Genomic DNA, 19,326 nt, shown 5'->3' with positions numbered 1-19,326 from the left:
GGGCCAGCGGCCTCCCGCCGCGCGCAGCGCGTCAGCGCTCGACCGCGGCTCCGTGGTCGGCGAGCCAGTCGAGCAGCACGACCGCGTGATTGACGCGCTCGTCGTGCGCGCCGAACAGCAGCGTCACGCGATCGTGCGTCGTGCCGAGCGCGAGCACCTCATCGGTCGCGGGATTCTCGTCGAGCTCGACGCGGTACCGGGCCGCGAACTCGTCGAATCGTTCCCGGTGGTGATGCCACTCGCTCCGGAGCTCGGGGGAGGGTGCCACGTCCTTCGCCCATTCGTCGAGCGCCGCGCGCGCCTTGCTCACGCCGCGCGGCCAGAGCCGATCGACGAGCACCCGATAGCCGTCCGACGCCTGCGCCGGCTCGTACACCCGCTTGATCACGAACGCCACGCGCCCAGTCTGCACCCTCGCGCAGCGCACGGGGGAGATCCGCGAGAAGAAACGGACGACGAAATCCGCCACGCGGGGGAGGTGTCCCCGGAATCCGCCCTGATCGAATGGAGACATGAGCGAGACATCCGCCCCCGCCCAGGTTCCGGCCCACGCGCCGCAGACCGTGCTGCCCCCGGACCGAACCGCCCGCAGGCGCGAGCGCGCCGACGCCCAGCGGGCGAAGAACACCGAGCGGGGCCCGATCTTCCCGTCGACGGTCCCGTGGCTCGCGGTCGTGGTGTTCGTGGCGATCTCGATCGGCGGCGCCTGGCTCGTCGCGCTGCCGCTGTGGACGTCAGGCGAGGGGCTGATGCATCCGCTCTTCACGCTCATCGCGCTCGCGATGATGTACACGCCCGCGCTCGCGACCCTCGTCGTCGTGCTGTGGGTGCGCCGGCCCCCGAACATCCCGCGCTTTCTCGGCCTCAGCCCGATCCGCCCGGCCGGGCGCACCTGGCTCTTCATCGCCGTCGGCGCAGTCGGCTTCTGGGTGCTCGCGTACGCGTCGATGCTGCTCGGTCAGGCCATGGGACTCATCCGCCTCGACCTCACAGGGGTCAGCGCCATCACCGCGACGATCGAGGCGACGGGCGCCCCGGCGGTCGCGCCGGTCGACGTCTCGGTCATCGTCCTGGTCAACCTCATCACGCTGCCGTTCATCACCGTCGTGAACTGCTTCGCCGCGTTCGGCGAGGAGGTCGGCTGGCGTGGCTGGCTGCTGCCCGCGCTCCGTCCGCTCGGCACGTGGCCGGCGCTGCTGATCTCGGGAGCGATCTGGGGCGTGTGGCACGCGCCGCTCATCCTGCTCGGCTACAACTACCAGCGCTCCGATCTCGCGGGCGTCGGCTTCATGGTCGTCTTCTGCGTGCTCGTCGGCATCCTGATCGGCTGGCTGCGGCTGCGTAGTGCCTCCGTCTGGCCGGCGGTCGTCGCGCACGCGGCACTGAACACGGCGGTCTCGGCGTTCCTCATCTTCGTCGACGCCCGGGATCTGCCGGCCGGCCCGTGGGGGAGCCTGCTCGGCTGGCCCGGCTGGATCCTGCTCGCGCTCGCCGCGGTCGTGCTGCTCGTCACCGGTCAGTTCCGGAAGCAGCCGGCGCCCGGCCTGACGCTCGCCGAGGCGGCGCAGCCCACGGCGCCGGAACACTCGGCGGATGCGGCGGTGCCCCGCGCCGGATAGGGTCGGCGCATGATCCCCGAGCGGATGCGCGCGATCATCCAGACCGGCTACGGCAGGCCCGAACAGGTGCTGCGCGCCGCGCGCGGGCCGGTGCCCGTGCCGCGGCTCGACCAGGTGCTCGTCAAGGTCGGGGCGGTGTCGATCAACTCCTGGGACGTCGACCTCGTCACCGGCCCGATGCTCACCCGGGTCAACGCGCCGTTCCGCACGCGGCAGCGCATCATCGGGTCGGATGTCTCGGGCGAGGTCGTGGCCGTCGGCGAGCAGGCGACGAGGTTCCGCGTCGGCGACCGGGTCGCGGGCGACCTCTCCGTCAGCGGATGGGGCGGCTTCGCCGAGTACGTCGCCGCACGCGAGCGAGCCCTCACGCCCGTCCCTGACGAGGTGGGCGACGAAGCCGCGTGCACGCTGCCGCAGGCCGGCAGCATGGCCCTCCAGGCGCTCGGAGACCGGGTGCTGCTCGACGGCCGACGCGTCCTCATCGTCGGTGCGGGCGGCGGCGTCGGCACGTTCGCGATCCAGCTCGCGCACGTGGCCGGCGCGCACGTCACGGTCGTCGACCGGGCGCCCAAGCTCGCGGCGCTCCGGCGGCTCGGCGCCGACGAGGCGATCGAGGCCGCCCGGCTCGACGACGTGTCGCACCCGAGCTTCGACCGGGTCGTCGACGTCGTCGGCGCCCTGACGGCCCCCGCTGCGCGGGCGCTGCTCGCACCGGGCGGCGAGACGGTCGTCGTAGGAGGCCGCCCCGGCCTGCTCCTGCGCATCGTGCTCGGCGGGCTCGGCGGCGCCGACCGGCGGGGGCGTCGGGTGGGCCTGCTCATCGCGCGCCCGAACCGCGACGTCGGCGAACTGCTCTCGCTCGTGGCATCCGGAACGCTCACGCCCGTCATCGACGGGCCGCACCCGCTCGCCGACGTGCCGCACCAGGTCGAACGACTCCGCGCGGGTGCGGTGATCGGCAAGCTGGTCATCGTCCCCGGGTGAGCTGTCGCTCTGCTAAACTCTTGAGGTTGCCGTGAATCGGCCGCGCATCAAGAGAGCCCAGGCATCAGGCCCCGGGCAGCGCGCAATGAGCAGGAAGGGGATCCCTCTATGGCACTGGATGCAGATACCAAGAAGGCGATCATCGAAGAGTACGCGACGCACCCCGGTGACACCGGTTCCCCCGAGGTCCAGATCGCGATTCTCTCGAAGCGCATCAAAGACCTCACCGAGCACCTGAAGGAGCACAAGCACGACCACCACTCGCGTCGTGGTCTGCTGCTCCTCGTGGGTCAGCGCCGTCGTCTGCTCGGCTACCTCGCCGACGTCGACATCACGCGCTACCGCTCGCTGATTGAGCGTCTCGGGCTGCGCCGCTAAGCAGCGTTGCCGCGGCTCTCGATGACACCGCGAACTTCTTGACGAACGGGCCGTCACCTCCGGGTGGCGGCCCGTTCCGCATTCCGTCACGACCACGGACCGGCCCCTGTGAAGTCAACCCGTTGGCGACCCGGCGGCTCGCTTCCTAGCGTGGAACGCGTACTGACCGCGACGGAAGGAGCACCATCACCATGGCCGAACGACTCACCGGCAAACGCGTCGCATTCCTGCTGACCGACGGCGTCGAGCAGGTCGAGTTCACCGATCCCTGGGACGCGCTCAAGCAGGCCGGCGCCGAGGTCACGCTCGTCTCGCCGACCGAGGGCACCGTGCTCGGCATGCACGGCAACGACAAGGCGGACACGTTCGACGTCGACCGCGATGTGGCGAGCGCCTCCGCGTCCGAGTACGACGCGCTCGTGCTGCCCGGCGGCGTCGTGAACGCCGACCACCTCCGCATGGATGAGAACGCCGTGCGCTTCGTGCGCGAGTTCTTCGAGCAGCACAAGCCGGTCGCCGCGATCTGCCACGCACCGTGGATCCTCGCCGAGGCCGGCGTCGCGCGTGGCCGCAGCCTCACGTCCTATCCGAGCCTGAAGACGGATCTCGCCAATGCCGGGGCCGACTGGAGCGATGAGGAGGTGATCGTCGATCAGGGGCTCGTCACGAGCCGCAATCCCGACGATCTGCCCGCCTTCATCGACAAGACCATCGAGGAGATCGCGGAGGGCGAGCACGCGGGCCAGACGGCCTGAGCTCACGACCGGGTCGGTCGCCTTCGACCTCGCACACGAGCGGATGTCCCGTCGGGGCATCCGCTCGTCGTGTGCGCCGTCCCGTGGCCGGCCGGCGAGCCCCGCGGCCTCGCGGTCAGTCGGCGGCGCGGGCGCGGTGCGCGCGCGCCGCGATGCGATTGCCGCACCGCGTGCTGCAGAACCGTCTCGACGCGTTCTTCGACAGATCGAGGAAGAGCCCCGTGCAGTCATCGGCCGCGCACGTCTGCAGCCGGTCCATCTGATCGGAGCGGATGACGTCGACGAAGGCCATGGCGGCCTCGACGAGGATGCGTTCGGCGAGCGGCGCCTCAGGCGACGTGGCGTGGATGTGCCAGTCGAGCTCGTCGTGACGGACCAGCCGGGGGAGGGCGTTCGCCTCGGCGAGGATCGCGTTGACCTCGGCCACGGCGTCGTCGCGGTCGAGCCCCCAGAGCTCGCGCAGGCGCCCGCGAGCCGCCTGCACCTCGCGCACCTCGCGCGCGTCGCCGTCGCGACGACCCGAGTACAGCCACGCGTCGAGGAGCGTGCGGAGCTGCCCGGGGTCGGACAGCTCGTCCTCGCCGGATTCCGAGGCCTCCGGCTCGGTGTCGGCGAGCGCGGCGACGAAGTTGAGCGCGAAGGTCGTGTCATCGGCGAAAATCATTTGACTCCTGACGGTGGAACCCGCTAGCGTCACGAGCATACCGCTGTTCACCCATGACAGCGCGTGGGTGGAGGGGTGTGTGATGCGGGGATCGCGTGGATGGGTGGGCATCACGATCGGGCTCGCGAGCGGGCTCGCGTTCGGCGCCGGCGGCGCCGTCGTGAAACCGCTGCTCGAGGCCGGGTGGACGCCCGGCGCGGCCGTGTTCGCCCGCATCTCGGTTGCGGCCGTGCTACTCGCGCTGCCCGCGCTCTGGGCGCTCCGCTTCGACCTGCGTCCGCTGTGGCGGGCACGCTGGACCGTGCTCGGCTACGCGCTGCTCGCGATCATCTGCACCCAGGTCGCGTTCTACGCGTCGATCGCGACCATCCCCGTGAGCACCGCGTTGCTCATCGAATACCTCGCGCCCGTCGCACTCGTGCTCGTCGCGTGGGCGCGCCGGCGGCGTCCGCCGCAGCTCGTGGTCATCGCGGGCTCGCTTCTCGCGGTCACCGGGCTCGTCCTCGTCATCGGCCCGGGCGGCGGTGCGCTCGACCCCGCCGGGATCCTGTTCGCGGTCCTCGCGATGGTCGGCGTGTGCGCCTACTTCGTGCTCAGCGACCGGGCGGATGCCTCGCTGCCGCCCATCGCGCTCGCTGGAGCCGGCGTGGTGGTCGGGGCGCTCGCGCTCGGGCTGCTCGGCGTGACGGGTCTGCTGCCGTTCGCGGCCGTCTTCACCGACGTCGCGTTCTTCGGCACCACGGCGCCGTGGTGGATCCCGGTGCTGACGGTCGGGGTGATCTCGACCGCCTTCGCGTACGTCTCGGGGATCACCGCCATCCGCATGCTCGGCTCGCGGCTCGCCTCGTTCCTGGGGCTCAGCGAGGTCGTGTTCGCCGCGCTGGTCGCCTGGGTCGTGCTCGGCGAGGCGATCGGCCCGGTGCAGGTGCTCGGCGGGCTCGCGATCCTCGGCGGGATCGTGCTGGTCCGCCTCGAACGCCCCGCGAGCGACCCCGTCGCCCGCGCCCTCGACATCGACGTGGTGCCCGTGCCGCCGACGGAGGCGCCGCGGCCGTAGTGTCGTACCCGGCCACTAGGCTCGGGCCATGCGCTACGGCATCGTCATCCTCCCGCAGGCCGACTGGCCGGAGGCGGCCCGCTACTGGCAGGGCGCCGAAGCGCTCGGCTTCGACCACGCATGGACGTACGATCACCTCGCGTGGCGCGGGCTCGCCGGTGAGCGGTGGCATGCGACCGTGCCCACGCTGACGGCAGCGGCGATGGTCACGGAGCGCATCGGGCTGGGCACGTTCGTCGCGTCGCCGAACTACCGGCACCCGGTGCCGTTCGCGAAGGACCTCGCGACCGTCGATCAGATCGCCGGCGGCCGGATGCTGCTCGGCTTCGGATCGGGCGGCACGGGCTTCGATGCGTTCGTGCTCGGCCAGGCCGAGCTCACGCCGCGCGAGCGGCACGAGCGGTTCGCCGAGTTCGCCGAGGCGCTCGACACGCTGCTCCGGTTCGAGACACCGGGCGGGCCGGATGCCTCGGGCGGGGCCGGCATCTCGTTCGAAGGTGAGTGGTACACCGCCGACTCCGCCCGCATGGTCGGTGAGCCCGCGCAGCGGCCGCGGATGCCGCTGCATCTCGCGGCCAACGGGCCGCGCGGCCTCGAGCTCACGGTGCGGATCGCCGACGGCTGGATCACCACGGGCGGCGAGCACGACGACGCCGAGGTCTGGTGGACGGGCGTGGAGCGGCTCGCACGGCGGCTCGACGACGCGTGCGAATCGGCGGGACGCGTACCGGGCTCGCTCGCACGCACGCTGTCGCTCGACGCGGAGGGGCGCTACTCGCTCGAGAGCGTCGGCGCGTTCGAGGACGCCGTCGGGCGCGCGACCGAGCTCGGGTTCACCGACGTCGTCGCGCACTGGCCGCGAACCGAGGGCGTCTACGCCGGCCGCGAGTCCGTGCTCGAGGAGGTGGCGTCGCGGCTCGATCGGCTGCGCTGAGCGCCCGGAGCGGTGTCGGTGCGTCACCGGCCGCCGCGCTCGGCGTAGCCTGAAGGGCGTGCCGCGCTTCAAACCGCTCCTGTCCTGGGAGCCGTTCCCGTTCCTCGTCGTGCTCGCGCTCCTGCTCGCGACCGGCTTCGTCCGGCCCGACGCGCCGGCCTGGCTGCTCTGGCCCTTCATCGCACTGCTGGTCGCGGCGGTCGCCTGGCTCGCGATCCGGTTCGTCCGCGAGCGCCGGCCGTCGAACCCCGACCGCTGGGGCGACCTCACGACGCTCGACGGCCTCACGGTGCTCGAGGCGCCGGGCGTGGAGCGGACCGTGCGCACGGTCGCGCCCGTCGACGACGCGCACCGGCATCAGCCCGCGATCGATCTCGCGCGCTCGCGCGGCGGCGCCGAGCAGGCCGCGGTCCTCGTGCCGCGTGCGAGCCGCTGGCTGTCACCGCGATACCGCGTCGGCGTGCAGCTGACGGGCGGCGACCGGCCGCGGCACGCCGGGTTCCTCCGGCCCGATGCCGAGCGCCGGTGGTCGAGCGTGCTCGACGGGCTCCGCGCCGACGGCGAGTACGTGCGCGTCCCCGCGTTCGTCACCGGCGACGCACGCCCGTTCGGCGTCGAGCTCGACCTCACCGGCCTCGAGCGCTTCGAGCGGGCCAACGCGGACTGACCTCGGCGCGAGGCATCCGACGCGGGGTCGTGAGCCGGCCAGCGGCGCGAGGCATCCGTCGGGTCTTGGGCTGACGCCGGCGCGAGGCATCCGTCGCGGGGTCGTGAGCCGGCCAGCGGCGCGAGGCATCCGTCGACCTTCGAGGCGTGGATCAGAGCCATTCGTCCCGTATCGGGCGACTCGGGGTGTCCCTCGAACGAGGGTCACGGTTATCGTCGCCCGCGGGCGTGTCGACGATGACGCGCCGAACGAATGGAGCACCGATGTCTCGATCCACAAGGTCATCCAGACGAATCCTCGGCATCGCGGTCACCGCGGTCGCCGCGAGCGCGCTCGTCCTTGCGCCGATGAGCGCCGCGAACGCCGGCCCGCCAGACCGCGGCGGGCACCCCGGCAAGGGCTGCGACGCGCGGAACAACAACTCCGTCTCGAAGCTGCTGGAGTGCGTCACGAAAGGCGGCGTGCTCGAGCACCTCGACGCGTTCCAGGCCATCGCCGACGAGCACGATGGCACGCGTGCCGCGGGGCTGCCCGGCTATGACGCGAGCGTCGACTACGTCGCCGAACGGCTCGAACGCGCCGGGTGGGAGGTCTCGTTCGACGAGTTCCCGTACGACTACTTCGGGCCTTCGACGCTGCGCCAGCTCACGCCGACCGAGACCGAGCACGAGACCGGGGCGTTCACCGGATCCGCCTCGGCCGAGGTGACCGGCACGATCGTGCCCGTCGACATCAACCTCGACGTGCCCGCCGACGCGACGAGCGGCTGTGAGCCCGAGGACTTCACCGGGCTCGACTTCAGCGGCCCGTCGGACATCGCGCTCATCCAGCGCGGGGTGTGCGACTTCAGCGTCAAGGTCACCAACGCGACCGCCGTCGGCGCGGAAGCCGTGATCATCTTCAACCAGGGCAACGATCCGACCCGTGAGGGCCTGATCGTCGGCACGCTCGACCCGCTGCAGGCCACCGTGCCCGTCGTGGGCGCGAGCTTCGCCGCCGGCGCGGCACTTGCGGTCGAGGGCTCGACCGCGTTGATCTCGGTGCCTGAGCCCGAGTCCCGGCCGCAGCGCAACGTCATCGCCGAGCTGCCCGGCCGCAACGACGACAACGTCGTCATGGCTGGCGCGCACCTCGACTCGGTGCAGGCCGGCCCGGGCATCAACGACAACGGCAGCGGCTCGGCCGCGCTGCTCGAGATCGCCGAGAACCTCGGCAAGTGGAAGCCGCAGAACACCGTGCGCTTCGCGTGGTGGGGTGCCGAGGAGGACGGCCTGCTGGGCTCGGAGGCCTACGTGACCGAGCTCGACCAGGCCGCGCGCGACCGCATCGCCCTCTACCTCAACTTCGACATGGTCGCCTCGCCGAACTACATCTCGATGGTGTACGACAGCGACCAGTCGACCTTCCCGGCCGGTGAGATCCCCATCCCCGAGGGCTCGGTCGCGATCGAGGACCTCTTCGAGAGCTACTACACCGCCCTCCGGCAGCCGTATGACGACACCGCGTTCGACGGCCGCAGCGACTACGAGGCGTTCATCCTCGCCGGGATCCCGGCCGGCGGCCTCTTCACGGGCGCCGAAGAGGTGAAGACCGAGGAGCAGGCCGCGATCTGGGGCGGCACCGCGGGTGAGCAGTTCGACCCGTGCTACCACCTCGCGTGCGACACCAGGGCGAACATCAACGAGCAAGCGCTGTACCTGAACGTCGGCGCGATCGCGACCGCCGTGCTCACGTACGGACAGTCGACCGAGTCCGTCAACGGCGTGCGCGGCGCCAAGTGGACGATCGCCGACCTGCTGCCCGAGCCCGCGGGTCCGCAGGGCACGTTCCCCGAGGGCGGGGGCGGACTCGCCCACGACCACGGGAACCGCGAGGCGGCCTGATCCGAAGCCGCCCGTACGCACACGAGGGGGTCCGCCGGATGGCGGGCCCCCTCGTCATCATGCCGGTGGCGCGATCAGCGCTCCGCGCGCGCGGAGGAGCCGAGGTCTTCGGTGCGCTCCGACGACTCCATGGCCTGCTCGGTCTCCTGCTTGGCCAGCTGCGCGCGCACCTCGTGCATGTCGAGGGCGCGGACCTGCGAGATGAGGTCGTCGAGCACCGGGCGGGGGAGCGCACCGGCCTGGGCGAAGACGCCGATGCCGTCCTTGAACGCCATGATCGTGGGGATCGACGTGATGTTCATGGCCGCGGCGAGCTGCTGCTGCGCCTCGGTGTCGACCTTGGCGAACACGAGATCGGGGTTCGCCTCGGCCGCGGCCTGGTAGTGCGGTGCGAACTGCAGGCAGGGGCCGCACCAGCCGGCCCAGAAGTCGACGAAGACGGTCCCGCCCTCGAGGATCGTGGATTCGAAGGACTCGAGGGTGAGGTCGACGGTCGCCATGCGGTCCACCTTACGGGCGGCTCCTGAGCAGGCGCTCGGTGTTCGCTGACAGCGACGGTGGGTCTCGCTATGGTGAGAGCGTGCCAGAGCGTGCGAGCCGCGACTCCTTCCGTCGACGGGTGACCGACGCCTCGATCAGGGCGACGCCCGCTGGGGTGCTCGCGCCGCCACCGCCCGGCTGGGAGTCCGAGGCGGCCGCGCTCGATCGTGCCATCCCCGACTTCGACTGGCGTGCGCTGCCCGATGGCGCCGAGCAGGACCTCTTCGAGGCACCGAGCGGGCCGCTTGCCCGGATTTCGTTCGGTCCTGAGCACGGCACCCGGGTCGTGCTCGTGCCGGGCGCGACGGGCTCGAAGGAAGACTTCGTCCTCATGCTGCCCCTGCTCGCGGCCGCCGGCTACCGCGCCGAGGCGTTCGACCTCGCGGGGCAATACGAGTCGTACCGCGCGGGGCCGTGGCGGCTGACGCCGCCCCGCGCACGCTACGACGCCGACCTCTTCCTCGGCGACCTCGTCGCGGTGCTCGAGTCGGGCCGGTCGCCCTCGCACGTGCTCGGCTACAGCTTCGCCGGCTCGCTCGCGCAGCGCGCGCTCGTCGACCGGCCTGAGCTCTTCGCGAGCCTCGCGCTGCTCAGCAGCCCGCCCCAGCCGGGCCAGGCGTTCCGCGGCATCAAGCGGATCGGGCCGCTCTCGGCGTTCACGAATGCGCGCCAGGGCGCCGCGCTCATGCTGTGGGGCATCCGCAACAACCTCAACCGGGTCCCGCCCGGCCGCCTCGCGTTCGTGCGCGACCGGTTCCGGCTCACGCGACGTGACAGCGTGGACGACATCATCGCTGAGATGATGCGGACCCCCGATCTGCGGGATGCGGTCGCCGCCTCGCCGGTGCCGAAGCTCGTCGCGGCGGGCGCGCACGACCTCTGGCCGACCGAGCTGCACGCACGTTCGGCGCGGGAGCTGGGTGCGCGCTTCGCGGTCTACGAGACCGGCCACAGCCCGTGCGAGACCGCGCCGCACCAGCTCGTCCGCGACCTGCTGGAGCTGTACGCGGGCGGGTGATCGAGTAGCGAGGGTCACGCCGCGAGCGGTGACTCGCCGTCTGAGTCCCCGTCCGCCGCGAGGTCGGAGGTCTGCGCCGGCTGGCGTCCGCGTCGCCGGTCGGACAGGCGCGTGAGCGGCGGCCACGCGCGCCACTCGACGGCGAGCGTGTGGAAGCCCATCCCCACCCGGCGGCCGATTCCGCGCCAGGTGTCGAAGGGTCGTGCCGAGACGCCGACGACGAGCGTGTGCTCGTACACGACCGACATGCCGGGCTGCAGCCACCAGCTGAGGTCGAGGTCGTCGTGCACGTCGGCACGGTCGCGGTGCACGAGGTGCCTGACCTCGAGCCACGCGCTCCGGCGGATCGCGTAGTTCGAGCCGAACAGCGGCGCGTGGCCCAGGAACAGGCCGATCACATGGATGTACGCGTTGATGTAGACGTACCGGGCGATCCAGCGGGTCACGGCGTTGCCGCCGTAGAACCGGCCGGGCCCCGTGACCGCGGTGGGCCGGTCCGACGCGTGCATGACGTCCTCGATGCGCGCGAGCCAGTCGGCGGGCGGCACGGAGTCGGCGTCGAGTCGGGCGAGCAGATCGCCGCGTGCGGCGTCGAATCCCGCCGCGGTGGCGGGCCAGATCCCTCGGCGCGGCTCCGAGACGACGCGTGCGCCCGCCGCGAGCGCGATGGCGACGGAGTCGTCCGACGACCCGTTGTCGACCACGATGACCTCGTCGGCCGGCCGGGTCTGCGCGGCGACCGCCGCGAGGCAGGCCGAGAGGAACCGCCCATCGTCGAGGCAGGGAATGACGACCGAGACCGTGCGCATCGCTCCGGATTCTACTGGGGTGCGATTCCACTCGGGTGCGGCACACTGAACCCGGCGGGAATACGGCGGGTGAGGCATCCGTTGCACCCGCTATATGCAAATGCATATAACGCAGGCTCAGCGAGATCAGCCCTGGAGGGCGACATGCAGTTCGGAATCTTCACCGTCAGCGACATCACGCAGGACCCCACGACCGGGCGCACCCCGAGCGAGGCCGAGCGGATCCAGGCGACGCTGACCATCGCGAGGCACGCGGAGGAGGTCGGCCTCGACGTCTTCGCCCTCGGCGAGCACCACAACCCGCCCTTCTGGTCGAGCTCGCCCACGACCACGCTGGCCTACATCGCCGGCCAGACCTCGACCCTCCAGCTGTCCACCGCGACCACGCTCATCACGACCAACGATCCCGTGAAGATCGCCGAGGACTACGCGATGCTGCAGCACGTGTCTGGCGGCCGCGCCGACCTCATGCTCGGCCGGGGCAACACCGGCCCCGTCTACCCGTGGTTCGGCAAGGACATCCGCCAGGGCCTGCCCATCTCGATCGAGAGCTACGAGCTGCTGCACCGGCTCTGGCGCGAGGACGTGGTCGACTGGTCCGGCAACTTCCGCACGCCGCTGCAGGGCTTCACGTCGACGCCACGCCCGCTCGACGGCGTCCCGCCGTTCGTCTGGCACGGCTCGATCCGCACCCCCGAGGTCGCCGAGCAGGCCGCCTACTACGGTGACGGCTTCTTCGCCAACCACATCTTCTGGCCGGCCTCGCACACGCAGCGCATGGTCGCCCTGTACCGGCAGCGCTACGAGCACCACGGGCACGGCACCGCCGCGCAGGCGATCGTCGGCCTCGGCGGCCAGGTGTTCATGCGCAAGAGCTCGCAGGACGCGGTCCGCGACTTCCGCCCGTACTTCGACAACGCACCCGTCTACGGGCACGGCCCGAGCCTCGAGGAGTTTTCGGCGCAGACCCCGCTCACCGTGGGCAGCCCGCAGGAGGTCATCGACCGCACCCTCGGGTTCCGCGACTACGTCGGCGACTACCAGCGCCAGCTCTGGCTCGTCGACCACGCGGGCCTGCCGCTGAAGACCGTGCTCGAGCAGCTCGACCTGCTCGGCGAGGAGGTCGTGCCGGTGCTCCGTCGCGAGTTCGCGAAGGACCGCCCGGCCGACGTGCCGGACGCGCCCACTCACGCCTCACTCGTGAAAGCGACCTACGGCGACGCCGCCCCGCGCCAGGCCACGCCGAACGCGAACCGCGGCGACAACCTCGCCCTGGGGTCGCCCTACCAGGACACGGTGCCGGCACCGAAGGCCGACCCGGCCGCGCAGGCCGGCTCGGCGTTCGGTCCCGCGGCCCTCAGGAAGGCGGGTGCGTGATGACGGACCTCGACGCCGGCACCCTCGACGCCGGCACCCTCGACGCCGCCACCAAGAAGGTCGTCGTCATCTCGGCGGGCCTCAGCACGCCGAGCTCGACGCGTCAGCTCGCCGACCGCCTGCTGGCCGACTCGGCTGCGATGCTCCGCGAACGCGGCATCGAGGTCGAGGCGCGCACGTTCGAGCTCCGCGACCTCGCGCACGACATCACCAATCACCTCCTGATGGGCTTCGCTCCGCCGAAGCTGCAGGACGCGCTGGACGCGGTCGCATCGGCCGACGGGCTCATCGCCGTCACGCCGATCTTCACCACGAGCTACGCGGGCCTGTTCAAGTCGTTCATCGACGTGATCGACCCGCAGGCGCTCACCGACCTGCCCGTGCTGATCGGAGCGACCGGCGGCACGCCGCGGCACTCGCTCGCGATCGACTACGCCATCCGGCCGCTGTTCACCTATCTGCACGCCACTCCGGTGACGACTGGCGTGTTCGCGGCCACGGGCGACTGGGGCGACGGCGGCGGCGACGGCGTGCGTTCGCTGCCCGACCGCATCGCGCGCGGCGCGAGCGAGTTCGCCGAGCTCGTCGCGCGCACCGACCGCTCCGACCGGATCATCGACCCGTTCGCGCTCGACCGGCCCATGGGTCACCTGCTGGGCGGGCTCGCGGGGGAGTGAGCCGGGGGCCCGCCGCGCGCCTTACGGGCATGCCGCGCGCCTCACGGGCGCGCGGTGCGCCGCACCACGGCATCGACGCTGAGCCCCAGCATCACCGCCAACGGGATGGACACCGCGACCGCGAGCAGCGGCTGGTCCGCGAAGACCGAGCCGACGACCGCGCCCATGCCCGTGTTGAACCCGGCCCACGCGAGCCCAGCCGCGGCGGACAACGGGAGGTATCGACCGAGCGGGATGTGTGCGGCGCCCGCCGCGAGGTTCACCGCGATCCGCGCGAACGGGATATATCTCGCGGTGAACACGAGCACGGCGGTGCGGCGCTCGACCGTCGCGCGCACGCGCGCAAGGGCGCGTGCCACACTGGGGCGGCGCTGCCACGCCCAGCGGTCCAGGCCCGCCGACCGGCCGATCGCGTAGCACGCGAGGTCTCCGATGACTGCGCCCACAGCGGCGACCGGGATCACGAACCACGGCGAGGGTGCCCCCGTCGAGGCGGCCAGCGCGCCGAGCGCGACGACCGCGGTCTCGCTCGGCACGACCACGACGAACGCATCGAGCACGACGAGTGCGAAGACGCCGGGCAAGAGCCACGGTGAGGCGGCGAGCTCGACGATCCAGTCTTCCGGCACACGCGAAGCGTGCCTCGCGCGGGTGAACGCGAGACGACGCACGGCCGACGCGGCGTGGCGTGGTGTGGGGTCACTCGAGCACGAACGTGACCTCGAGCACGACCTGCCACGCGGTGATCTGCCCCTCCGAGATCTCGACCTCCTGCTCCTTCACCCACGCGCCGCTCACGTGGCGCAGCGTCTCCGCGGCGCGGGCGATGCCGCTCCTGACCGCGTCGTCGAAGCTCGTCTCCGAGCGCGACGTGATGGTGGTGACTCTGGCGACGGATCCCATGATGTGCTCCTTCCCTCACCTCGGCGTCGAGGCGATGCTGCCGACATCCTCCTCCGCTCACCGTCCGCCGCCACCCCCTTGCGCATCGATGACCCGTGCACGCCCGTGCACGCCGGGCGAACCCTCGGTGAACGCTCGGGGGTTCGCGGGCGTGCCGTTCGCGCGGCCCTCGTGCGGCCGCGCACGCTGGACGCGTGAAGGTCGCTCTGATCGCAGAATCGTTCCTCCCACACATGAACGGCGTGACGCGCTCGGTCGTGCAGACGCTCCGGCACCTCGAACGCACCGGGCACGAGGCGCTCGTCATCGCCCCGCAGGCCGACGGCCTGCCCGCGGTCGAGCACGGCGCTCGGGTCGTCGCCGCGGCCGGCCTGCCGCTGCCCGGATACCCGCAGGTCCGCGTGTCGACCACGAGCGCCCGCCGCCTCGCGGGCGCGCTCGCCGAGTTCGGCGCCGACGTCGTGCACCTCGCCTCGCCCTTCGTGCTCGGCTGGCGAGGGCTGATCGCTGCGTCCGGCCTCGGCATTCCGTCGGTCGCGATCTATCAGACGGATGTCCCCGGCTACGCCGCGAAGTACGGCGTCCCCGGCCTCGAGCCCGGACTGTCGGCGCACCTGGCCCGGCTGCATCGCCGGGCGACGCTCACCCTCGCGCCCTCGTCGGCGGCCGAGGCGCAGCTCGCGACACTCGGCGTACCGAGGGTCGCGCGCTGGGCGCGCGGCGTCGACACCGCCGGCTTCCGGCCCGAACGGCGCAGCGACGCCTGGCGACGAAGTGTCGCGCCACACGGCGAGCGCATCGTCGGCTACGTCGGCCGGCTCGCCCCCGAGAAGCAGGTCGAGGACCTCAGGTCGATCGCCGACCTGCCGCGCACCCGGCTCGTGATCGTCGGCGACGGACCCGACCGGGCACGGCTCGAACGGCTCCTTCCCGGCGCGCACTTCACCGGGTTCCTCGAGGGCTCGGCGCTGGCTGAGGTGCTCGCGAGCCTCGACGTCTTCGTGCATCCCGGCGAGCATGAGACGTTCGGGCAGACCATCCAGGAGGCGCACGCGAGCGGTGTGCCGGTGGTCGCGACGGGACGTGGCGGCCCGCTCGACCTCGTGCGCAACAGCCGCGACGGTTGGCTGTATCGGCCCGGCGACCTCGTCGAGCTGCGCGCGCGCGTGCAGGACCTCGTCGGTGACGACGCGAAGCGCCGCGCCTTCGGCGAAGCGGCGCGCGAGGCGGTTGCCGGGCGGTCGTGGTCGGCGCTCGGCGACGAGCTTCTCGCGCAGTACCGGCGTGCGATGGCGCTCGGCGCGAACCAGGCCAGCGGCGATTGGGTGGCGGGCCCTATGCGACCGGACGCCCGCAGACCCGGCGCTCAGGCACCGGATGCCTCGGGAGGGGGCGCACCGGCGACGGATGCGCCGGGGACGAACGCATCGGCGGTCGAGTCGTCGCCGACCGACACGGCGCTCGGCGTTCGGCCGGCCGAGATCCAGGCCCCGCACGGGCCGCGCGTCGCGCCGCCCGTGCCGGCCGAGGCATCCGCCCGCCCCTCGTCGCCGCAGCTATCGGAACCGAGGTGGCGCCGGTTCGTCGCCCTCGGCGACTCGGTGACCGAGGGGATCGGTGACACGTCGCGCATGCCGGCGGGGGAGTACCGGGGGTGGGCCGACCGGCTCGCCGAGCTCGTCGCGGCCGCGGGCCGCACACCGATCGGGTACGCGAACCTCGCGGTGCGCAGTCGCCGCGTGGCCGACGTCGTCGACGACCAGGTGCCGCACGCGATCGCGCTCGGCGCCGATCTCGTGAGCGTGCTCATCGGCGGGAACGACCTCGTGCGCGCGGGCGCCCGGCCCGTCGTGCTCGCGGACCGCGTCGGCGCGGTCATCGCGAGGCTCCGCGCCGCGGGCTGCGACGTGCTCGTCGTCACGGCGTTCATGCCCGCCCGGCCGCCGCTCCGCGCGATGCGGGCGAGATTCCGAACTTTCAACGAGCGGCTCGCCCAGCACGCGGCCCGGCACCGCGCGATGCTGCTCGACGTCGGTGCCGACGACGCACTCGTCGGCGTCGACCGGTGGTCGCAGGACCGCGTGCACCTGAACTCGGCCGGGCATCGGGCGCTCGCCTACGCCGCGGCCGAGGTGCTCGGCGTGCCCGACGCGGTCGAGCTCGCGGCGCTCGACGCGGCGCTGCACGCCGATGAGGAGCCCGATCGCCCGCCGCTCGGCACGGCCGCGTGGGTCCGGCTGCACGCGGCACCCTGGATCATCCGCCGGCTGCGTGGCCGGACCGCGGGAGACGGCCGCGATCCGAAGCACCGGAGCCTCGTGGCCGTGGGGCGCGATGACGGATCCGCGCGTCAGCGGGCCGGGATCGCGGGCGACTGATACTCTGGACGAGGTCGCCCGTGCGGCAGCCGTCCTCCATGCGAGGGCACACGTCAATATCGCGCACCGAATGGAAGCAGGTCCGGCAGAAGCTGGTCCCCTGTGGTGGATCACCAACCGAGCGAGCGAACCGCGTTCGAGTGGTGGACTTCTACTGGTGGCCAGCGCGAGCGGAACACTCCTGTGACGCTCAGTTCTGCCCGTTCCCCTGCTCCCACGTTCGAGTCGCGCCCACACGGGGCGCGACGGTAAACAAAGGAGAGAGACCTCTTGGAAGGTCCTGAGATCACGTTCGCCGAAACGGTCATCGACAACGGCCGCTTCGGCACCCGCACCATCCGCTTCGAGACGGGCCGCCTCGCGCAGCAGGCGCAGGGCTCGGCCGTCGCCTACATCGACGAAGAGACCATGCTGCTCTCGGCGACGTCGGTGTCGAAGCAGCCGAAGGAGCACTTCGACTTCTTCCCGCTCACGATCGACGTCGAAGAGCGCATGTACGCCGCGGGCCGCATCCCCGGCTCGTTCTTCCGTCGCGAGGGCCGCCCCTCGACCGAGGCGATCCTCACCTGCCGCCTCATCGACCGTCCGCTGCGCCCCTCGTTCGTCGAGGGTCTCCGCAACGAGGTCCAGGTCGTCGTCACCGTGCTCGCGATCGAGCCCGACGAGCTGTACGACGTGCTCGCCATCAACGCCGCGTCGCTCTCGACGCAGCTCTCGGGCCTGCCGTTCTCCGGCCCCGTCGGCGGCGTGCGCGTCGCGCTGATCGACGGCCAGTGGGTCGCGTTCCCGAAGCACACGCAGCTCGAGGAGGCCGTGTTCAGCATGGTCGTCGCGGGCCGCGTCGTGACCGAGGCCGACGGCTCGCAGGACGTCGCGATCATGATGATCGAGGCCGAGGCGACCGACAACGCGTGGAACCTCATCCAGGCCGGCGCGGTGAAGCCCGACGAGACGGTCATCGCGCAGGGCATCGAGGCGTCGAAGCCGTTCATCAAGCAGCTCGTCGAGGCGCAGCAGCAGGTGGCCGCGACCGCGGCGAAGCCGACCGCCGACTACCCGACGTTCCCGCCGTACCAGCCGTCCACGAAGGAAGCCGTCGAGGCCATCGCCCTCGACGAGCTCAAGGGCATCTACCAGATCGCGGGCAAGGTCGAGCGGCAGGACGCCGACGACGCGCTCAAGGCTCGCGTCAAGGAGCAGATCGCGGCCAAGGTCGAGGCGGGCGAGCTGCCCGAGTCGGCGAACGCCGAGGTCTCGGCGGCGTACAAGTCGGTGACCAAGCACGTCGTGCGTTCGCGCGTCCTCGAAGAGGGCGTCCGCATCGACGGCCGCGGCCTCGCCGACATCCGTCCGCTCGACGCCGAGGTGCAGGTCGTGCCCCGCGTGCACGGCTCGGCCATCTTCCAGCGCGGTGAGACCCAGATCCTGGGCGTCACGACGCTGAACATGCTGAAGCTCGAGCAGCAGATCGACTCCCTGAGCCCGGTCACCAAGAAGCGCTACATGCACAACTACAACTTCCCGCCCTACTCGACCGGCGAGACCGGCCGCGTCGGGTCGCCGAAGCGTCGCGAGATCGGGCACGGCGCACTCGCCGAGCGCGCGCTCGTGCCCGTGCTGCCGACGCGCGACGAGTTCCCCTATGCGATCCGCCAGGTCTCCGAGGCGCTCGGCTCCAACGGGTCGACCTCGATGGGCTCGGTCTGCGCCTCGACGCTCTCGCTGCTGAACGCGGGTGTGCCGCTGCGCGCACCGGTGGCCGGTATCGCGATGGGCCTCATCTCCGACACCGTGAACGGTGAGACCCGCTACGCGGCGCTCACCGACATCCTCGGCGCCGAAGACGCGCTCGGCGACATGGACTTCAAGGTCGCCGGAACGTCCGAGTTCGTCACCGCGATCCAGCTCGACACCAAGCTCGACGGCATCCCCGCCTCGGTGCTGGCCGGCGCGCTGACGCAGGCGAAGGACGCCCGCACGACGATCCTGGCCGTGCTGAACGCCGCGATCGACGGCCCCGACGAGATGGCCCCGACCGCGCCGCGCGTGATCTCGGTGCAGATCCCCGTCGACAAGATCGGCGAGCTGATCGGCCCGAAGGGCAAGACGATCAACGCCATCCAGGACGAGACCGGCGCCGACATCTCGATCGAGGAGGACGGCACCGTCTACATCGGAGCGACCGACGGCCCCTCGGCCGAGGCCGCCCGCGCCCAGGTCAACGCGATCGCGAACCCGACGAACCCCGAGGTCGGCGAGCAGTTCCTCGGCACGGTCGTGAAGATCGCGACGTTCGGTGCGTTCGTCTCGCTGCTGCCCGGCAAGGACGGCCTGCTGCACATCTCCGAGGTGCGCAAGCTCGCCGGCGGCAAGCGCGTCGAGAACGTCGAGGACGTGCTCGGCGTCGGGCAGAAGATCCTCGTCGAGATCACCAAGATCGACGACCGCGGCAAGCTCTCGCTCGCCCCGGTGCTGGCCGAGGAGGCCGACACCAACGGCCGCGAGACCGCGGGCGCGCACGCCGAGGAGCCCGCAGAGGGCGCCGAGGTCTGACGCGCAGCTGACGCAGACGGATGCCCCGCCCGAACGAGTTTCGGGCGGGGCATCCGTCTGTCCGCGCCCACCCGACCGGCCCGAGGCTCTCGCCGCCTCCGCCTCCGCCTCCGCCCCCGCCTCTGCTGCC

General features: G+C 72.0%; 19 protein-coding genes. 13 read left to right on the top strand and 6 right to left on the bottom strand.

Features of this window, described 5'->3' with window-relative positions; translation table 11 throughout:
• Window positions 1–31 precede the first annotated feature (31 nt).
• Window positions 32–397, bottom strand: coding sequence for a DUF488 domain-containing protein (locus RH864_RS14625; protein ID WP_310518297.1), 366 nt, complete (start codon window positions 395–397; stop codon window positions 32–34).
• A 115-nt stretch (window positions 398–512) separates the two neighbouring features.
• Between RH864_RS14625 and RH864_RS14620 the strand changes: the two genes are divergently transcribed.
• The 4 genes from RH864_RS14620 to RH864_RS14605 all read left to right on the top strand — a co-directional run bounded on the left by RH864_RS14620 (window position 513) and on the right by RH864_RS14605 (window position 3,736).
• Complete coding sequence (locus RH864_RS14620; RefSeq protein WP_310518296.1) at window positions 513–1,619, top strand: CPBP family intramembrane glutamic endopeptidase; 1,107 nt, start codon at window positions 513–515, stop codon at window positions 1,617–1,619.
• A 9-nt stretch (window positions 1,620–1,628) separates the two neighbouring features.
• Window positions 1,629–2,603 carry an NAD(P)-dependent alcohol dehydrogenase gene (locus RH864_RS14615; RefSeq protein ID WP_310518295.1) on the top strand — a complete coding sequence of 325 codons (975 nt, stop codon included), beginning with the start codon at window positions 1,629–1,631 and terminating at the stop codon, window positions 2,601–2,603.
• Between the two features lie 108 nt (window positions 2,604–2,711).
• Window positions 2,712–2,981 carry a 30S ribosomal protein S15 gene (gene rpsO, locus RH864_RS14610; protein WP_310518294.1) on the top strand — a complete coding sequence of 90 codons (270 nt, stop codon included), beginning with the start codon at window positions 2,712–2,714 and terminating at the stop codon, window positions 2,979–2,981.
• A 191-nt stretch (window positions 2,982–3,172) separates the two neighbouring features.
• A complete protein-coding gene (locus RH864_RS14605) occupies window positions 3,173–3,736 on the top strand; it encodes a type 1 glutamine amidotransferase domain-containing protein (protein ID WP_310518293.1) in 564 nt (187 codons plus the stop codon).
• A 115-nt stretch (window positions 3,737–3,851) separates the two neighbouring features.
• Here RH864_RS14605 and RH864_RS14600 read toward each other — a convergent pair whose 3' ends face one another.
• Window positions 3,852–4,400, bottom strand: a complete 549-nt coding sequence (locus RH864_RS14600; protein ID WP_310518292.1) for a CGNR zinc finger domain-containing protein — start codon at window positions 4,398–4,400, stop codon at window positions 3,852–3,854.
• Window positions 4,401–4,503: 103 nt separating this feature from the next.
• Between RH864_RS14600 and RH864_RS14595 the strand changes: the two genes are divergently transcribed.
• From RH864_RS14595 to RH864_RS14580, 4 genes are all read left to right on the top strand, one after another.
• A complete protein-coding gene (locus RH864_RS14595; protein WP_310518291.1) occupies window positions 4,504–5,457 on the top strand; it encodes an EamA family transporter in 954 nt (317 codons plus the stop codon).
• Window positions 5,458–5,485: 28 nt separating this feature from the next.
• Window positions 5,486–6,391: an LLM class flavin-dependent oxidoreductase gene (locus RH864_RS14590; RefSeq protein ID WP_310518290.1), complete on the top strand. Its 906-nt coding sequence runs from the start codon at window positions 5,486–5,488 to the stop codon at window positions 6,389–6,391.
• A 58-nt stretch (window positions 6,392–6,449) separates the two neighbouring features.
• Window positions 6,450–7,058: a hypothetical protein gene (locus RH864_RS14585; RefSeq protein ID WP_310518289.1), complete on the top strand. Its 609-nt coding sequence runs from the start codon at window positions 6,450–6,452 to the stop codon at window positions 7,056–7,058.
• A gap of 263 nt (window positions 7,059–7,321) precedes the next feature.
• Window positions 7,322–8,941: a M28 family metallopeptidase gene (locus RH864_RS14580; RefSeq protein WP_310518288.1), complete on the top strand. Its 1,620-nt coding sequence runs from the start codon at window positions 7,322–7,324 to the stop codon at window positions 8,939–8,941.
• Between the two features lie 74 nt (window positions 8,942–9,015).
• Here RH864_RS14580 and RH864_RS14575 read toward each other — a convergent pair whose 3' ends face one another.
• Window positions 9,016–9,441 (bottom strand): thioredoxin family protein, encoded by a 426-nt coding sequence (locus tag RH864_RS14575; RefSeq protein ID WP_310518287.1) that lies wholly within the window; start codon window positions 9,439–9,441, stop codon window positions 9,016–9,018.
• 80 nt (window positions 9,442–9,521) lie between these two features.
• Between RH864_RS14575 and RH864_RS14570 the strand changes: the two genes are divergently transcribed.
• The gene (locus tag RH864_RS14570) at window positions 9,522–10,499 is read left to right on the top strand and encodes an alpha/beta fold hydrolase (RefSeq protein ID WP_310518286.1); all 978 of its coding nucleotides are present in this window, start codon (window positions 9,522–9,524) and stop codon (window positions 10,497–10,499) included.
• Window positions 10,500–10,513: 14 nt separating this feature from the next.
• On the opposite strand, the gene RH864_RS14565 is transcribed toward RH864_RS14570, so the two are convergent.
• A complete protein-coding gene (locus RH864_RS14565; RefSeq protein WP_310518285.1) occupies window positions 10,514–11,308 on the bottom strand; it encodes a glycosyltransferase family 2 protein in 795 nt (264 codons plus the stop codon).
• 144 nt (window positions 11,309–11,452) lie between these two features.
• Here RH864_RS14565 and RH864_RS14560 point away from each other — a divergent pair, with 144 nt between their 5' ends.
• Both RH864_RS14560 and RH864_RS14555 read left to right on the top strand, forming a co-directional pair.
• A complete protein-coding gene (locus RH864_RS14560; RefSeq protein ID WP_310518284.1) occupies window positions 11,453–12,685 on the top strand; it encodes an LLM class flavin-dependent oxidoreductase in 1,233 nt (410 codons plus the stop codon).
• Window positions 12,685–13,362, top strand: coding sequence for a CE1759 family FMN reductase (locus tag RH864_RS14555; RefSeq protein WP_310518283.1), 678 nt, complete (start codon window positions 12,685–12,687; stop codon window positions 13,360–13,362). Before RH864_RS14560 ends, RH864_RS14555 begins: the two co-directional genes overlap by 1 nt.
• Before the next feature lie 41 nt (window positions 13,363–13,403).
• Here the strand turns inward: RH864_RS14555 and RH864_RS14550 are convergent, their stop codons facing one another.
• On the bottom strand, window positions 13,404–13,991 hold the full coding sequence (locus RH864_RS14550) for a DedA family protein (protein WP_310518282.1): 588 nt from the start codon (window positions 13,989–13,991) through the stop codon (window positions 13,404–13,406).
• A 70-nt stretch (window positions 13,992–14,061) separates the two neighbouring features.
• Window positions 14,062–14,265, bottom strand: a complete 204-nt coding sequence (locus RH864_RS14545; RefSeq protein WP_310518281.1) for a dodecin family protein — start codon at window positions 14,263–14,265, stop codon at window positions 14,062–14,064.
• A gap of 194 nt (window positions 14,266–14,459) precedes the next feature.
• On the opposite strand from RH864_RS14545, the gene RH864_RS14540 reads away from it, so the two are divergent.
• Complete coding sequence (locus RH864_RS14540; RefSeq protein WP_310518280.1) at window positions 14,460–16,643, top strand: glycosyltransferase; 2,184 nt, start codon at window positions 14,460–14,462, stop codon at window positions 16,641–16,643.
• Window positions 16,644–16,913: 270 nt separating this feature from the next.
• Complete coding sequence (locus RH864_RS14535; protein WP_310518279.1) at window positions 16,914–19,196, top strand: polyribonucleotide nucleotidyltransferase; 2,283 nt, start codon at window positions 16,914–16,916, stop codon at window positions 19,194–19,196.
• The last annotated feature ends 130 nt before the right edge of the window (window positions 19,197–19,326 follow it).

Source organism: Agromyces aerolatus, assembly GCF_031432255.1.
Lineage (GTDB): Bacteria > Actinomycetota > Actinomycetes > Actinomycetales > Microbacteriaceae > Agromyces.
Note: the sequence above shows the minus strand (reverse complement) of the source record. Positions and strands in the feature narration are given on the sequence as shown.

What these genes read in the sequence shown, in the direction of transcription:
- RH864_RS14620 (WP_310518296.1), top strand. Translation starts at nt 513, where the DNA reads ATGAGCGAGACATCCGCCCCCGCCCAGGTTCCGGCCCACGCGCCGCAG.
- RH864_RS14615 (WP_310518295.1), top strand. Translation starts at nt 1,629, where the DNA reads ATGATCCCCGAGCGGATGCGCGCGATCATCCAGACCGGCTACGGCAGG.
- rpsO (WP_310518294.1), top strand. Translation starts at nt 2,712, where the DNA reads ATGGCACTGGATGCAGATACCAAGAAGGCGATCATCGAAGAGTACGCG.
- RH864_RS14605 (WP_310518293.1), top strand. Translation starts at nt 3,173, where the DNA reads ATGGCCGAACGACTCACCGGCAAACGCGTCGCATTCCTGCTGACCGAC.
- RH864_RS14600 (WP_310518292.1), bottom strand. Translation starts at nt 4,400, where the DNA reads ATGATTTTCGCCGATGACACGACCTTCGCGCTCAACTTCGTCGCCGCG.
- RH864_RS14590 (WP_310518290.1), top strand. Translation starts at nt 5,486, where the DNA reads ATGCGCTACGGCATCGTCATCCTCCCGCAGGCCGACTGGCCGGAGGCG.
- RH864_RS14580 (WP_310518288.1), top strand. Translation starts at nt 7,322, where the DNA reads ATGTCTCGATCCACAAGGTCATCCAGACGAATCCTCGGCATCGCGGTC.
- RH864_RS14575 (WP_310518287.1), bottom strand. Translation starts at nt 9,441, where the DNA reads ATGGCGACCGTCGACCTCACCCTCGAGTCCTTCGAATCCACGATCCTC.
- RH864_RS14565 (WP_310518285.1), bottom strand. Translation starts at nt 11,308, where the DNA reads ATGCGCACGGTCTCGGTCGTCATTCCCTGCCTCGACGATGGGCGGTTC.
- RH864_RS14560 (WP_310518284.1), top strand. Translation starts at nt 11,453, where the DNA reads ATGCAGTTCGGAATCTTCACCGTCAGCGACATCACGCAGGACCCCACG.
- RH864_RS14555 (WP_310518283.1), top strand. Translation starts at nt 12,685, where the DNA reads ATGACGGACCTCGACGCCGGCACCCTCGACGCCGGCACCCTCGACGCC.
- RH864_RS14545 (WP_310518281.1), bottom strand. Translation starts at nt 14,265, where the DNA reads ATGGGATCCGTCGCCAGAGTCACCACCATCACGTCGCGCTCGGAGACG.